Genomic DNA, 14,681 nt, shown 5'->3' with positions numbered 1-14,681 from the left:
TTAGCGGAGCGGCTCTGTAAGAGCGGGAAACCTCGCCATCCCTCGACCGCTTTTTATCCCTTTAAAAGAGGAGGCTTGAAACCCAAATTTTTCGGTCATAATATAATATTTGATAAAACGGGAAATTATTAGTGCTGTAAGAGTAGTGATTTTTTCTCGAAAATTTTACATAATTTGTAAATACTATTCCTTTAAAATCTCAACTGAAAAGGTTTTCTTTAGTGAGAAAGACAAAAAAATAAATTCAGGTTCAAATCACATTCTTTCTAAAACAGAAATTCCCAATAAAGATAACCCCAATTTTAAAGTTCTTGCAGTTACATCACACAACAATAATCGAGAAGTACGCAAAGGTTCCTCCGACTTTAATACCGGACAATTTTCAAAGAACTTATTAAACTTTTCACTCAACTCATATAAATATTCACAAAGACGATTAGGTAACAATTCAACAGCTACAATATTCAATACTTCATTCAACTGTAATAAATGTTTTCCTAAAACCAACTCTTGCTCATCCTGCAAAATAATTTTGGCATCTTTTCTCAACTTTTCAAAATTAATTTCTCCCTTCCGAGCAATTCCTTGCACCCGAACATAAGCATATAACAAATAAGGAGCAGTATTACCTTGCAAAGCCAACATTTTATCGAAACTAAACACATAATTACTATTCCGATTTTGACTCAAGTCTGCATATTTAACCGCACTTAAACCAACAACCCGAGCAGCATTTTTAATAAACTCTTCACTCTCCGAACGATTTTCCTCTTTTAGTCTTTTTTCCAAATCATTTCGCGCCTTATTTATAGCCTCATCCAATAACTCTCTCAACCTCACAGTTTCTCCAGAACGAGTCTTTAATTTTTTCCCATCTTCTCCCAAAACTAAACCAAAAGAAACATGAATAACCTCTAGATTTTCTGGTATCCAACCAGCCTTTTCTGCCACCTGCCAAACTTGAGAAAAATGATTAGCTTGACCAGCATCAGTAACGTAAATTAATCGCGTTGCCTCCTCTTTTTCAATCCGATGAACTAAGGCAGCTAAATCAGTTGTTGCATAATTATAACCACCATCAGACTTCTGTACAATTAAAGGTAAACGCTCACCTTCCTTATTAGTAAATCCTGCCAAAAATACACATTGAGCGCCATCACTTTTTTCCAATAAACCTAACTTATTTAACTCTTCTACAACCCCAGGCAACATCGAATTATAAAAAGACTCTCCCCGCTCATTTAACCTAATATCAAGTAAGTCATAAATAACTTGAAATTCTCGCCGAGATTGATTACATAAAAGTTGCCAAGCATAACGACTATCCTCCGCACCCCCTTGTAAGCTTACTACTTCTTTTCTAGACTTTTCCTGAAAATCTTCATCCTCATCAAACCGTTTTTTTGACTGCTTATAAAAAGCAACTAAATCTCCTATATCTAAAACATCAGCAGTTGTTAGAGCTTCCGGAAAAGCTTCCCGTAAATAAGTAATTAACATTCCAAACTGAGTACCCCAGTCTCCCACATGATTTAGCCTTAGTACATCATGTCCCTGAAATTCTAGTACCCTTGCCAAAGAATCTCCGATAATTGTTGACCTTAAATGTCCAACGTGCATTTCTTTAGCAATATTAGGACTAGAAAAATCTATCACAACTCGCTGAGGATTTTTAGCAGGAGAAATATTTAGTCGTTCATCCCTAATTATTGCCTCTAGGCAGGTTTGGATATATTCTGGTTTAAGACTAAGATTGATAAAGCCAGGTCCAGCAATTTCTGGTGAAAGACAAAAATCGGTAATCTCAAGATTGTCGATAATTTGAGTAGCGATCGCCCTTGGTTTATCCTTTAATTTCTTAGCTAAAGACATCGCTACATTACATTGATAATCTCCAAATTTGGGATTACTAGCAGGAACGACCATTGTATCTGTGCCTGCTAAATCTTGACCAAAAGCAGTAACTAAAGCTTTATCAAATTTACTTTTGAGTTTTTCAAGAGTAGGTTCCATTGTCATGTTTAATATTTGTAACTTTTACAGATAATAGCCTTTTGCTATGAGAAAAAACATTAATATCTGATACACTCCCATTTAAATCTTTAGCAACTAAACTTATAATTCTTAGTGGTCATTGTGGCCATTGTCACATAAATGTATTTTATTGTAGCTTACGTCAACAAAATATAGGACATGAAACAAAAGTTACGGTTGTAAATTGCTGAGATTTTTCTCCTGTTTACTGCTGCTTGATTCTGTAGGAACTAAAACTTAATTACCACAATCTTTGTTTCTATATATGATGTTTCTTAGGATAGTTAAGTAAAGTTGTATTTCTTATTTCCTGTTCTTAGTAATCCCTGTTTCCTAAAATCTAAATTTTTGTCTTTGACTAATGCCTGAGAATTACTATAGTCAGTTTCAAGCTATCTGGATTACAAAAAGGTGGAAATAGAAAAATTGAAAATAGTCTGATGTGTGATTTAGGACACTTAGATTAGTAATTATTATCTTATAGTTTTGTGATTTAGATAATGAAGATCGGATAATTATAGATATATAATTTTAAGAAATGTTAAGATAAACTAACATCTCTCAGAAAAAAATACTACTTGAGGAAATTTATTATGTTATCTAGACGGACTTTCGACGATCATTCCCTGAGTGAATCTTTCTATCAAGCACTAATTAATCGCTTTTATGAAGCTTTGAGTTTTTCCACTCAATCCCTATTAAATGAATGTAGTTTTGGTTTTGCCCCGGATTCACTTGGAGTCAAAACTTTTTTCATTATCTCCCCTTCCATATCAGATGCAGATAAATTAGGTCAAAATATTGACAGTCTCAAAAATCGAGTAATTTCGCTAATGCCAGGAGTAGGGAAACTTGCTATATGTGTAAATCCACTCAAAGAGGGAAAGGAATTAGAAACATCTGGAGATTGTGTTGATGAAAAACAAGAATTTTTGCCACGGTATATGATGTGTAAAATTTTCCCTATAGATTTATCGAATCAAAATCTAGATTAATTTTTCCATCCAGTATTAGATACTTTTGATATCTAAAATTTTTCAAATATTTTTTTTAATTCAACCTCCGAAATAACTTTACCAGAAGGATTTTTAATTTCAACTTTGTCGTCGAAATAATTTCTACCTTCATTGTAGTCAATTGGTAACAATATATATCTTCCTTGATAAAGAGTTTTATCGGAGGTAATAGTAAATTCTAAATCCTGATTATAAGTGTTATTTGTATACTGTAAATGTAATCTGGTGATAAATGCTTGTTCGTCGTTCATACCCAATTCATTCAACTCTTGAGAATTTAACGGTATTGTATTACAAGGGTCACAAAAACCTGTATCCCAAGCATATTCTATAACTACAATTTCTTTGTTTGTAGCTTTAATAGTTGAAATCAACAATTCTCGATAAAATTCGCCAAATTTTTGCTCTACTGTTTGTGGTACATCAAAGTTACTAGGAATCATTACATTTTCATAATTACTAACTTCAGCACGACCAGTTTCACTCAAAAAATAAACTATGATATTCTGAGTATCCTCTGAATTAATTTTTCCTAATTGAAAAGGTAACATAATCTGAGGATAATTCTTGACAGTAAACTGAATAGGTCTTAAATTTTGAAAACCTAGTTTTTCTTGTGCTTCTAAGTTAACTCTAACTACAAAAAAGAAAAGTTTCTTATCGATATAGGGTTGCAGATATTTAGCAGCACCTCGAGGAATTTTATACTGATTTTCTCTTAACCAACTTTCCAAAGAATTAGACTCTGTTGCACTCAAAATAACAATATCATATTCTCCCACTGTGAAGCTTTCTATAACTCTTACATTTTCGCGGGGAAATCCACCTCTAGCTCCTCCACTTAATAGATCTGGATTACTATTAAAATAATCATAGTCAACTAACCTAGGAGCAGTAAAATCATCTAAGCGTTGAAAAAGTTTGGGTGAAATAACTTTTACATCTTGCTTTTTTAGTACAACTGGTACAGGTAAAATTAGGGCAAACTCTTCAGGTTCCCCCTTATAATCAAAAGCTAAACTGTAAGTTGTTTGATTGTCTTGATGAGCGATCGCCACTTGTGAGCGGTTATTAAACATTTCAGCATCAACTTTTGCTACAAAAAAGCCACAAAAACTTCTAACTTTTTTGACATCTATAGACATAAAAACTAATATTAAGCTTCCAGCTATAGATAATTTGATAATTTTTTTCAGTCTGAGTTGGTAGAACATATCACTTTATCAATATTCATCTAATTCCACATACTTTATACTTTTTATATCGAACAGTCATCGTTTCGATCTAAAATTTTTCCTCTCCCAAAAATTGGTAAATTTCCTAACTATTTTTTACCTCCACAAAGCATATAAATAAGCTAATATTAAACTTCCAATTCTAGACAATTTGGTGATTTTTTTAAGTATGATTTGGCAAAACATATAAATCAAGAAATATTAATCAGACTCCCAAGCATTTTTCAAACAACTATTCATAATTTACATCTCAAATTTTTCCTCTCCCACAAATCGACAAATTCCCCAAATATTTTTTACCTCAACAAAGATAGAAACTAATATTCAGCTTCCAATTCTAGATGATTTGGTGATTTTTTTTTTCACTCTGAGTCGAGTTGGGAGAACATATAAATCAAGAAATATTAATCAGACTCCACATACTTTTCAACCGATTATTCATAATTTCTATCTTTTTTGAGATAGAAACTAATATTCAGCTTCCAATTCTAGATGATTTGGTGATTTTTTTTCAGTCTGAGTTGAGTGGGCAGAAAATATTAGTCAAAAAATATTAATCATACTGAATTTAAATAAAATAGTTGCACTAAATATCTAACCAAAACTGTTAGTAAAGTTGCTTCCAACTTCGGTAATATAAATCAAATAAGACCTTATTCAAAAACTATTTATTATGGTTATGAGACTGTTTTAAATTAAAAGTAGAATATTTTTACTTAGAGTAAAAATAAATACTAAAATTATTACCTCCTGAATTCTGACTCCTGACTCCTGACTCCTCAAAACAAGCAGACTGTAGCAATATTTTATGAAATTGGTATTAGATTCCCAAGCATTTTTCAACTTAACAGTCATGGTTTCAATCTCAAATTTTTCCTCTCCGCAAAAATTGGCAAATTTCAACAGTATTTTTGATCAAATAAAACCCACTAAAACCTTTTCAAATTCCATAATGCTAGATCCTAAAATTCTTAATAAAATTTACAACTTGTCGCCACCTAAAGACTGTAGATTTTAGGGATAAAAAAACACAAATGAAGAAATTCCTGACTAAACCCAAGAAATGCTCACTCACAACTTAAGATGAACTACGATGACACTAAAATTTAGGACTTAAAACCTAAAACAAACCTAACATGGTACAACTAACACCAAATCCCTCATTTAGTTTAACAATTCGCCTCGAAACTCCTAACCGTGCCGGAATGTTGGCGAGCATTACCCAAGCTATTGGATCAGAAGGAGGCAATATCGGCAATATTGACCTACTCGAACAAAATCGTCAAATCACAGTTAGAGAAATTACAGTTGATGCCTACAGTACAGAACATAGTGAAAAAATTGTCGAAGCCGTCAAAGCTTTACCAGAAATAAAAGTAGTCGATCTGTATGACCGAACCTTCAATTTACATCGTGGTGGTAAAATAACAGTCCAAGGTAAAATACCCCTCAAATCTCAAGCCGATCTATCAATGGCTTATACTCCAGGAGTAGGCAGAATTTCCAAAGCAGTTGCCGAAGACCCCGAACAAATCTACAACCTTACAATCAAACAAAATACAGTTGCCATTGTCACAGACGGTAGTGCAGTTTTAGGACTAGGAAATCTTGGCCCTGGGGGCGCTCTACCAGTAATGGAAGGTAAAGCTATGTTATTTAAAGAATTCGCTGGAGTCGATGCTTTTCCTGTTTGTCTGGCTACTCAGGATACTGATGCTATTGTCGAGACAGTGAAAAATATTGCTCCTGTTTTTGGAGGAGTTAACTTAGAAGATATTGCTGCCCCCCGTTGTTTTGAGATAGAAGCCAAACTTAGAGAAATATTAGATATTCCAGTATTTCACGATGACCAACATGGTACAGCAATAGTTAGTTTAGCTGCCTTGATTAATTCTTTAAAATTGGTCAAAAAATCTATAGAAGATATTCGTATAGTTATTAATGGTGCTGGTGCTGCTGGAATAGCGATCGCTCGTTTGTTGCGCAAAGCAGGGACTAATAAAATTTGGTTATGTGACTCTAAAGGTATCGTATCAAAAGGTCGTACAGGTTTAAATCCAGAAAAACAAGAATTTGCCGTTGAGTCTTCAGGTACTCTCGCAGATGCTTTAGTGGGGGCTGATGTATTCTTAGGTGTTAGTGTACCGGGAGTTGTAACTCCAGAAATGGTACGTTCTATGGCCAAAGACCCCATAGTATTTGCAATGGCTAATCCTATTCCAGAAATACAGCCAGAATTAGTTACAGGAGATGTGGCAGTTATGGCCACTGGTAGGAGTGATTACCCGAATCAGATTAATAACGTTTTGGCATTTCCCGGTATATTTCGGGGCGCTCTGGATTGTCGAGCCACTACTCTCACGTCTACAATGTACTTAGAAGCTGCTAGAGCGATCGCCTCATTAGTGAAAGCTTCAGACCTTGATAAGGAGCATATTATTCCTTCAGTATTTGATACAAGGGTAGCTACAGCTGTTGCTGGTGCAGTAGCCCATGCAGCTCGTCAAGAAGGTGTCACTATTTAAGCAGGATTTATCAAAAAAATTGGGTTGCCCAACTCCGTCTTAATTGGCGAAATATTTTTGGAGGGTTACTCAAAATTCTCCGTTACAAAAACAAATCCTGACTTCTGACTTCGTTAACTACTCTACTTTTGAAGACTTACGCCGAAATCATCAAATATAGTCAATCAGAACTATAGCACTACTGTAGATTGATGGTGGATTGCAGAAACAGGCGTAAGTCTAATTAAGTTTTAAATTTTGTATTTGTTTCATTTGGAGTAGAAAATTATTCTTCCCAGAAAATTTCCCATTGACGATGGAAAATTCTTTTGTGTGGAGACTGGCAGCAAAATCTTGATTAAATATAATTGGTTGAAACTATAGCACTACTATATATTATAAGGTATAAGGTGAATGGGAGAAAGCATCCCAACTATGATTAAGTTTTCAATTTTTTATTTATATTTAGTTAAAAATTATTCTTCCGAGAAAATTATCTAAGGATAAATTCCTGGGTTTGCTAAGGTGAGAAAATCACAGAAACTGGGTTGAAAATACAACTATTGTATGAAGACTGAAGCCAAAATCTTGATGAAATATAGTTTTCAAAACTGTAGCACTACATATATATAAGGTGAGTAGCGGAAACTGACATTAAGTCTGATTATAGCAATTTTCATTTAGGTAGAACAAATTAGGGATGTTCCATGGAACATCTAGGATTGTAGTTATTACTTTGTATTCTATACTTTCTAACGGCTGATATAAGTTTTCAATTTTTCATTGATATTTAGTCAAAAATTATTCTTCCCAGGAAATCATCCATAATCAATGGAAAAATCCTGGATTTAGTAAAGTTAGAAAGTCACAGAAACTGGATTTATTATTTCCTTCCTCCTTTTTATTTATGGTGAAAAATTTAAGCTGAATAATAAATATCAAATATCGCAAATATATCAACCAGTAAATCATAAATGACAACAACAAAGTATATCCGCCGAAAGACTCGCAAAGTACCAATATTTGAAAGAATAATGGCATTTTTAGCCCTATTAAATTTCACCCTAGTGCTATTTAATATCACCTATGTTAGTTTCAGAGATTTCTATTTTGACCATATTCCAATGATCGTTAAAGTATACGACCCTATAAAAGGAATTGAAGCTAATCGAGACACAGACAAATACCTAAATAGTTTTGAAGAACTGAAAACAAAAATTTATGAAAATTATGATTCTGTAGTAGTAAAAAAACAATTAGAAGAGCTAGAAGAACTCTCTGTAGACATGATTAATCAAAATCCTTTTGAAGTTGCTAATAAAAGTGGCTCTTTAGAAAAAATCAAAAATCGCATGAGAGATAAAATGAAGCAAGATTCTGCCAAAGAATCATTTAGAACCTTCTGGAGTGAAGAACACCTAACAAAAAATAACTGGAGTGAAGAACTTGACTGGTTTGAAGCAGAAATAAAACCATTAATTGCTAAAAATTATTATCGAGGTATTGATGAAAGTGGAAGATTAACTGATTATTTTGGCATAATTGACCTACCATTCATCATTATATTTGGTTTAGAATTTTTAGGCAGAACATTTTTAATTAGTCGCCGTTATCCTAGCGTTAATTGGCTAGAAGCAATGTTATGGCGTTGGTACGATATTTTTCTATTATTACCATTTATACAATTTTTACGAATAATTCCTATAACAATTCGTCTGAATGATGCTCAAATTATTAACCTTGAAACAATTAGGGCACAAGCTAGCCGAGGTTTTCTTGCTGCTATTGCTCAAGAACTAACAGAAGTAGTAATAACTCAAGTAATTAATCAGGTACAAAGAGATGTAACGAACGGTGAATTAGCCAAGCGAATATTTTCCTCTCAAGATCGAACTTATATAGACTTAAATAACACAAATGAAATCGAAGCGATCGCCACTAAATTAGTACAAATCACTGTTTGTGAAGTAATACCTGAAATTCAATCAGATATAGAAGCTCTAATCCGTTATAACGTAGAAAAAGTAGTTGCCGAATCACCCACTTTTCATAGATTTCAGCAAATACCAGGAGTAGAAAACGTAGCCAATCAACTATCAGAAAGATTAGTAAAAGAATTATCCAATCTTGCTACTGAAGTGCCCCAAAATGCTTACGAAACAGTAAAAGCTGCAATGGCAGATCCAGAAGGAACAAAATTATCCGAACAATTAGTTCAAAACTTCAGCAAAGCTCTAGGTCGAGAATTACAACAGGAACACACTTTAGAAGAACTCCAATCTTTGGTATCAGCATTTCTTGAAGAAGTAAAGATTAATTATGTTATGGGAATGAGTGAGGAAGATGTGGAGAAAATTTTAGAAGAAACTAGACAATTACAACTTAAAGCTAATAAATCTTAAGATACTATAAATTTATAAAAATAATTAAACTTGAGTAGATAAAAAAATAACCTTGCTTGTTGACAAAAGTATTTATACTATCAATGTTTTTGTGGTCAAATATAGTGTAAATAAATCTATAACCCATATATACCAAAAGTTTAAATGCTGCTATAATTATTTACTTTTCAAAGTGCAATAAAATTATTTAATACATATTAAATAATTGATATTTTACCTGGTCAAGTGAATAAAAAATTCATAACAATTAGAAAATATTGCCAGATTGCCTATTAATCATTCCCTGCACTCACCCCCTCTAATTTTTTCATTAAGTTTTGGCTGGAACTAAATAGTTAATTATTTTTTCTCCTGAAAATGATAGGCTTTCAATCTTAATGATAAATAATTAATTATTTAGCAAAATAAGTAAAACTCTTGCCATAAATATAATTTCAACTCAACTATTAAATTTTTTTCAATTCTATGAAGCAAACAAGAGAAAATTCTCTAAATAAAATTTGTATAATTTGTTATTAATATCTCGAAATAAAATCCAAATTCTGTTCTTTTGTCAAAGAATATTCTATGGGGATTAGAAGCGATGTTGCCTAAGAATGCAAATAACGCAAATAAATGGTAGGGCAAACGCATCTAAATTCTGGAACCTTCTGCTGTTAAGCTTTAGATGGGTGATAAGCATAAATACTCAGATCCCTAAGATCGTTACCCTGTCAGAACTTCAAAATAAGATGCGTTTGCCCTGAAATAAATGGTACAATTATAAAGATGTTTTGGTTACTAGGCTAGGATAATAGTCTGAAGAGTGACCATAAGACCAAAAAGAGATAAAATTTCTGAGGTAGTAGACACGACCGCCATAATAATGTGGCAGTCAATATATTAAGTCGCGGGCAGGTAGTTCGAGACATTAAACGGACGTAGAAGCAAGCGTAAGACTGGCATCAAGTTAGCAGCAACCAATAAAGCGTCAACCCGCCGAGGATATACGGCCCGGTAGGAATCTCCTTCCGTTATACAGCGGAGAGAATGTCAAAATTGTCAACGGGGAGTGGGTAAAGCCCACTTTTTTTGTTGCATTTGTCCCATGAGTCACCCATTAATACCACAAATCATAAAATTTGCTACCCCTATTGCTGAATCCCTAGGATTGGAATTAGTAGGAGCAGTATTTCATACCAATCAGCATCCTCCAGTTCTACGATTGGACATTCGACACCCATATCAAGACACAGGTTTAGATGACTGTGAACGAATGAGTCATGCCATAGAAGAACAACTAGATGCAGTAAATATAATTCCTGAACCATATCTACTAGAAATATCTAGTCCTGGTATTTCTAAGTTTTTAGATAATGATCGAGATTTCATTGCCTTTAAAGGTTTTAGTGTAACTATCAATACTTCCGAACCCTATAAAGGTAAAAATAATTGGACAGGACAACTTGTTCGTCGGGATCAAACAGCCCTTTACATTAACCAAAAAGGTAGACAAGTAAGCATTCCACGTTCTCTAATTAGTACCGTTGAATTACAAGAAGGAAGGTAAAAATTAAAAAGGGGTTCCAGTTACCAGTACCTCTGGTTTTAACCAGAGGCTTGAAATACTGAATCGAATATTTTTTTCATCTCTTTAAAAAGGGATGGTTGAGACCTAATTTTTTGGTCAATGCTTAATACTCAGTAATTAGATTTTTAAGAGTTGGAAATAGGATGTTTTATCCCAGAATAAATACCCAACTTCTAGAACTCCAACGATTTTTACCCAAGGGTTTTTAAGGAGCTAGGCAAGTAATATTGCTAAAGGCTGTTTGAGTAGCATGACCAAGAAAAGATTAATATCTGATATCTAAAGTTAAAGGAAAATAGAAAATTTTATAGGAATCAATAATTATGGTCTATGTTTTCTGTTTGATAATTTTTAAGACTTACAGATCCAGAATCAAAAATTAGGTTTTTAGATTCTGTATAAGGAATATCAAATTCCTTTGGGAGAGTTAACAAAAAACAGTTGATCTAGCAACAGTGTTTTTTTGATCAAATATACTGGCCTTATTTGTTCTTCGCTTTCTCTTCCAATGCAATGGATCTAACCCACATTGGCAATTAGTGGTTGGCGTTTTGCGGTTCGCAAAGCTTTTCTGCTGAATACTGTGGGTATGTAAAATCATCTACAACTAGTTCCTATTGCCTGTTGTCTTTACTCTCTTCTCATGAAAATGGAGTGCTCTTAAAGTAGATACAATTCCAAGACTCATACTTCATATTTGTCCTTTTTCCTAGTTTTTTCTATCTCCAACATCTAAGCTCTCACAAAAACAAAGAAAGACTGCACTTGAATACCTAAATTATTAATACCCTAATCTCAACAAGATTTAAACCAATTAGCCTCAATAACTATAATTCATAAAAATTTAGAGGATAAAAAATTATGTCAATGGTTAGTTTGCCTGGACTGAAAGACTTGATCGAAAATATTAGTAAAGAACGCAATTTACCAAAACAAGCAGTTCAGACTGCTTTACGAGAAGCTTTATTAAAAGGATATGAACGCTACAGACGGACTCAACGTCTAGATGGAATCCATTTCACAGATGATTACTTTGACAACTTTGAAATAGAGTTGGATATAGAAGAAGAAGGTTATCGAGTATTAGCTACTAAAACCATTGTTGAAGAAGTAACTAATCCAGATCACCATATAGCTCTCCAAGAAGTTTTAGAAGTAGCTTCAGAAGCACAATTAAATGACACAGTATTCTTGGATGTGACACCTGATAAAAATGAATTTGGTCGCATGGCTGCTATACAAACCAAACAAGTATTAGCTCAAAAGCTAAGAGATCAGCAACGAAAAATGATTCAAGAAGAATTTCAAGATTTAGAAGGAGAAGTTCTCCAAGCCAGAGTTTTGAGATTTGAAAGACAGTCAGTTATCTTAGCTGTAAGCAGTGGCTTTGGCAGACCAGAAGTAGAGGCTGAACTGCCTAAACGAGAACAACTACCTAACGACAATTACCGTGCTAATGCTACTTTCAAAGTTTATTTGAAGCGGGTATGTGAAGGCTCAACTCGTGGACCGCAGTTACTTGTGTCTAGAGCTGATGCTGGTTTAGTGGTTTATTTATTTGAAAATGAAGTCCCAGAAATTGAAGACGAAATAGTGAGAATTGTTGCCGTTGCCAGAGAGGCCAACCCCCCATCCAGGCACGTTGGTCCCCGAACTAAAATTGCAGTTGATACTCTAGAAAGGGATGTAGATCCTGTGGGAGCTTGCATTGGTGCAAGAGGATCGAGAATTCAGGTAGTGGTTAATGAATTGAGGGGTGAAAAAATAGATGTAATTCGCTGGTCTCCAGATCCTTCTACATATATTGCTAATTCTCTTAGTCCAGCTAGAGTAGATGAAGTTCGTTTGATTGATCCAGAGGAAAGGAGGTCTCATATTTTAGTGTCTGAAGACCAACTGAGTTTGGCGATCGGTAAGGAGGGACAAAATGTGCGTCTGGCAGCTCGTCTTACTGGTTGGAAAATTGATATTAAGGACACAGGTAAATATGACCATGCTGAAGAAGATAGCAAAGTTGCGACTGAAGTCTCTCATCGTCAAGCATTAGCTCAACAAGAAGAAAATGCAACTGAGGAACCAGAGTTAGAGGTAATAGAAAATACTTTTGAAGAAAATTTTGATGAACCAGATGATTCTTTAGAAGTTGATGAAGGTGAAACTGAATATCCTGTGGAATTAACTTAGATATAATGGTAATAATTGTAAGGTTCAAGCTCATTAGACATCTGCAGATTAGGAGGGAGTAGGGAGTAGGAGAAGGAGGAAATAATTGACGACTTCTGCATATGGGATTGATTTAATTGTTTATTTTGGGAAATGTCTATTAGTTAAAATCATAATTAATCAAATTAATTTAATTTCATGATAGTTGATGAAATAATTAAGATTTATTAGGTTGTAAACATTTAGTAGTCAGTTACCCTCTCATACCAATTTTAAAAAAGAATGTTACGAATAGTAAGGGCAATAAAAAGATTTTACAGGAGATTTACCTTTGACAAAAAATATGATTTGCCAGTTAAAAAATGATATAGAAGCTATTCCCATACCATTCCTTACTCCTGACTCCTGACTCCTAAAAAGTTCCCTAGCTATTTGTAGTAAATATTTATCAAATTGGTATAACAGAGGAACTGCATTATCAGTTTTTTAGACAGATATATTATTTTCTGCTACAGAATTGTATGGTTTAACAATTCAAACCCGTTGTTATTGTTCTTCAATTCTCTCGTGAAAAATGTAGTATAACTTAAACTAATATTATTTCATTTATTAAAAAGCTGTTTGCGTAGCATTCCGTAGGAAATACGAGCGTATTCTGCAGGATAGGTTGACTACTGACGGCTAATAGCAACTTTGCTACCAGATGAATTTGTTGTGAATGCGAAGCATTACACAGAAAATGGTTAAAATAAATATATAGAGACTTATAAAAGTCTTGATTTATCTTGACTAATTTTTCTGAAAAAAAGCTAGATAATTGATGAAAAAAATCACTAAAAACATAGCCTAAATGAAACAAAATTACCGTCGGTGTGTTAGCTGCAAAAAACTGGCTCCCAAAGAAGAATTTTGGCGAGTTGTTCGGATCAAACAATTTGATACTATTAGATTATATGAGGGAGAAGGTCGTTCAGCTTACATTTGTCCACAAGTGGAATGTTTAAAAATTGCTGATAAAAAAAATAAGTTAGGCCGTTCACTTAAAGCTTATGTACCAACAGAAATATACCAATCACTATGGCAAAGGTTGGAAAACTAATAATTTAAAGCGACCGAAACTCACTACTAATAATACTCAAAATAATTTCACCAAACAAATTAAAAACAATTATTAATCTGTATATTTTCTAGCAGTTAAACATTTAGGATCTAATTTATTCTAATCTAATATAGACCCATAGATAACTAGGATAGTATTGAGAACTAACCAGAAATGACAAAGATATTTAGCATAAAAGTTGCAGCAGTAAAATACTTTAAAAAAAGCAATTACTCTCAAAACCAAAATCGATAGTCAGTCACATTAAAGTTAAATCATATTTCCAGAATTAATGCTATTATGGAAATATGAATTGAGCATATTAAGGTTTAATCGCTTAGGACTATATTACTAGGTATAAAATTATCAAAGCAGCTATAACTGTTAATTTGTACTAGCCCTATATTAAAGATAAGTTTAACTACCGTAATGGTGTGATCAATCAAGATGGTTAAACTTATCTTTAACCAGTTATGACCATTATAAACGCAACTTTAGATTGGAGCGAAGAGTTACAATATTGGTTAATGGTTAGGATTTTTATGTCCTTTAAGTATATGGTTTAGATGGGGTAGAGCCTACAGAAAGCTATATCTGTAAATGATGAGAGATGAAAATATCCTTTCCCTCAATTTATGAGAAGTTTAAACAAGTAGAT

The 14,681-nt window shown here is 33.4% G+C and carries 8 protein-coding genes; 6 read left to right on the top strand and 2 right to left on the bottom strand.

The genetic code is table 11. The features are described from left to right. Positions 1-255: 255 nt before the first annotated feature. Positions 256-2,013 (bottom strand): arginine--tRNA ligase, encoded by a 1,758-nt coding sequence (gene argS / locus ACP6PL_RS27445; RefSeq protein ID WP_426548514.1) that lies wholly within the window; start codon positions 2,011-2,013, stop codon positions 256-258. A gap of 614 nt (positions 2,014-2,627) precedes the next feature. Here argS and ACP6PL_RS27440 point away from each other — a divergent pair. Continuing rightward, entirely contained in the window at positions 2,628-3,029 is a 402-nt protein-coding gene (locus ACP6PL_RS27440; RefSeq protein ID WP_426548511.1) for a hypothetical protein, read from the top strand. A gap of 32 nt (positions 3,030-3,061) precedes the next feature. Here the strand turns inward: ACP6PL_RS27440 and ACP6PL_RS27435 are convergent, their stop codons facing one another. After that, positions 3,062-4,195 (bottom strand): DUF2330 domain-containing protein, encoded by a 1,134-nt coding sequence (locus ACP6PL_RS27435; protein WP_426548510.1) that lies wholly within the window; start codon positions 4,193-4,195, stop codon positions 3,062-3,064. Positions 4,196-5,421: 1,226 nt separating this feature from the next. Between ACP6PL_RS27435 and ACP6PL_RS27430 the strand changes: the two genes are divergently transcribed. From ACP6PL_RS27430 to ACP6PL_RS27410, 5 genes are all read left to right on the top strand, one after another. Further along, a complete protein-coding gene (locus ACP6PL_RS27430; RefSeq protein ID WP_426548509.1) occupies positions 5,422-6,810 on the top strand; it encodes a malic enzyme-like NAD(P)-binding protein in 1,389 nt (462 codons plus the stop codon). A 953-nt stretch (positions 6,811-7,763) separates the two neighbouring features. Next, positions 7,764-9,191 carry a hypothetical protein gene (locus ACP6PL_RS27425; RefSeq protein ID WP_426548508.1) on the top strand — a complete coding sequence of 476 codons (1,428 nt, stop codon included), beginning with the start codon at positions 7,764-7,766 and terminating at the stop codon, positions 9,189-9,191. A 1,087-nt stretch (positions 9,192-10,278) separates the two neighbouring features. After that, entirely contained in the window at positions 10,279-10,740 is a 462-nt protein-coding gene (gene rimP, locus ACP6PL_RS27420) for a ribosome maturation factor RimP (RefSeq protein ID WP_426548507.1), read from the top strand. Between the two features lie 882 nt (positions 10,741-11,622). Beyond that, positions 11,623-12,945 carry a transcription termination factor NusA gene (nusA, locus tag ACP6PL_RS27415; RefSeq protein WP_426548506.1) on the top strand — a complete coding sequence of 441 codons (1,323 nt, stop codon included), beginning with the start codon at positions 11,623-11,625 and terminating at the stop codon, positions 12,943-12,945. Positions 12,946-13,774: 829 nt separating this feature from the next. Next, a complete protein-coding gene (locus ACP6PL_RS27410; protein WP_426548505.1) occupies positions 13,775-14,023 on the top strand; it encodes a YlxR family protein in 249 nt (82 codons plus the stop codon). Positions 14,024-14,681 lie beyond the last annotated feature (658 nt).

The organism is Dapis purpurea BLCC-M126 (assembly GCF_050015975.1).
GTDB lineage: Bacteria > Cyanobacteriota > Cyanobacteriia > Cyanobacteriales > Microcoleaceae > Trichodesmium.
The sequence above is the reverse complement of the archived record's forward strand: the minus strand, read 5'-3'. Positions and strand labels throughout refer to the sequence as shown.

Bases quoted from the DNA above. Each gene is read 5' to 3' on its own strand.
- argS (WP_426548514.1), bottom strand. From the start codon at position 2,013: ATGGAACCTACTCTTGAAAAACTCAAAAGTAAATTTGATAAAGCTTTA.
- ACP6PL_RS27440 (WP_426548511.1), top strand. From the start codon at position 2,628: ATGTTATCTAGACGGACTTTCGACGATCATTCCCTGAGTGAATCTTTC.
- ACP6PL_RS27435 (WP_426548510.1), bottom strand. From the start codon at position 4,195: ATGTCTATAGATGTCAAAAAAGTTAGAAGTTTTTGTGGCTTTTTTGTA.
- ACP6PL_RS27430 (WP_426548509.1), top strand. From the start codon at position 5,422: ATGGTACAACTAACACCAAATCCCTCATTTAGTTTAACAATTCGCCTC.
- ACP6PL_RS27425 (WP_426548508.1), top strand. From the start codon at position 7,764: ATGACAACAACAAAGTATATCCGCCGAAAGACTCGCAAAGTACCAATA.
- rimP (WP_426548507.1), top strand. From the start codon at position 10,279: ATGAGTCACCCATTAATACCACAAATCATAAAATTTGCTACCCCTATT.
- nusA (WP_426548506.1), top strand. From the start codon at position 11,623: ATGTCAATGGTTAGTTTGCCTGGACTGAAAGACTTGATCGAAAATATT.
- ACP6PL_RS27410 (WP_426548505.1), top strand. From the start codon at position 13,775: ATGAAACAAAATTACCGTCGGTGTGTTAGCTGCAAAAAACTGGCTCCC.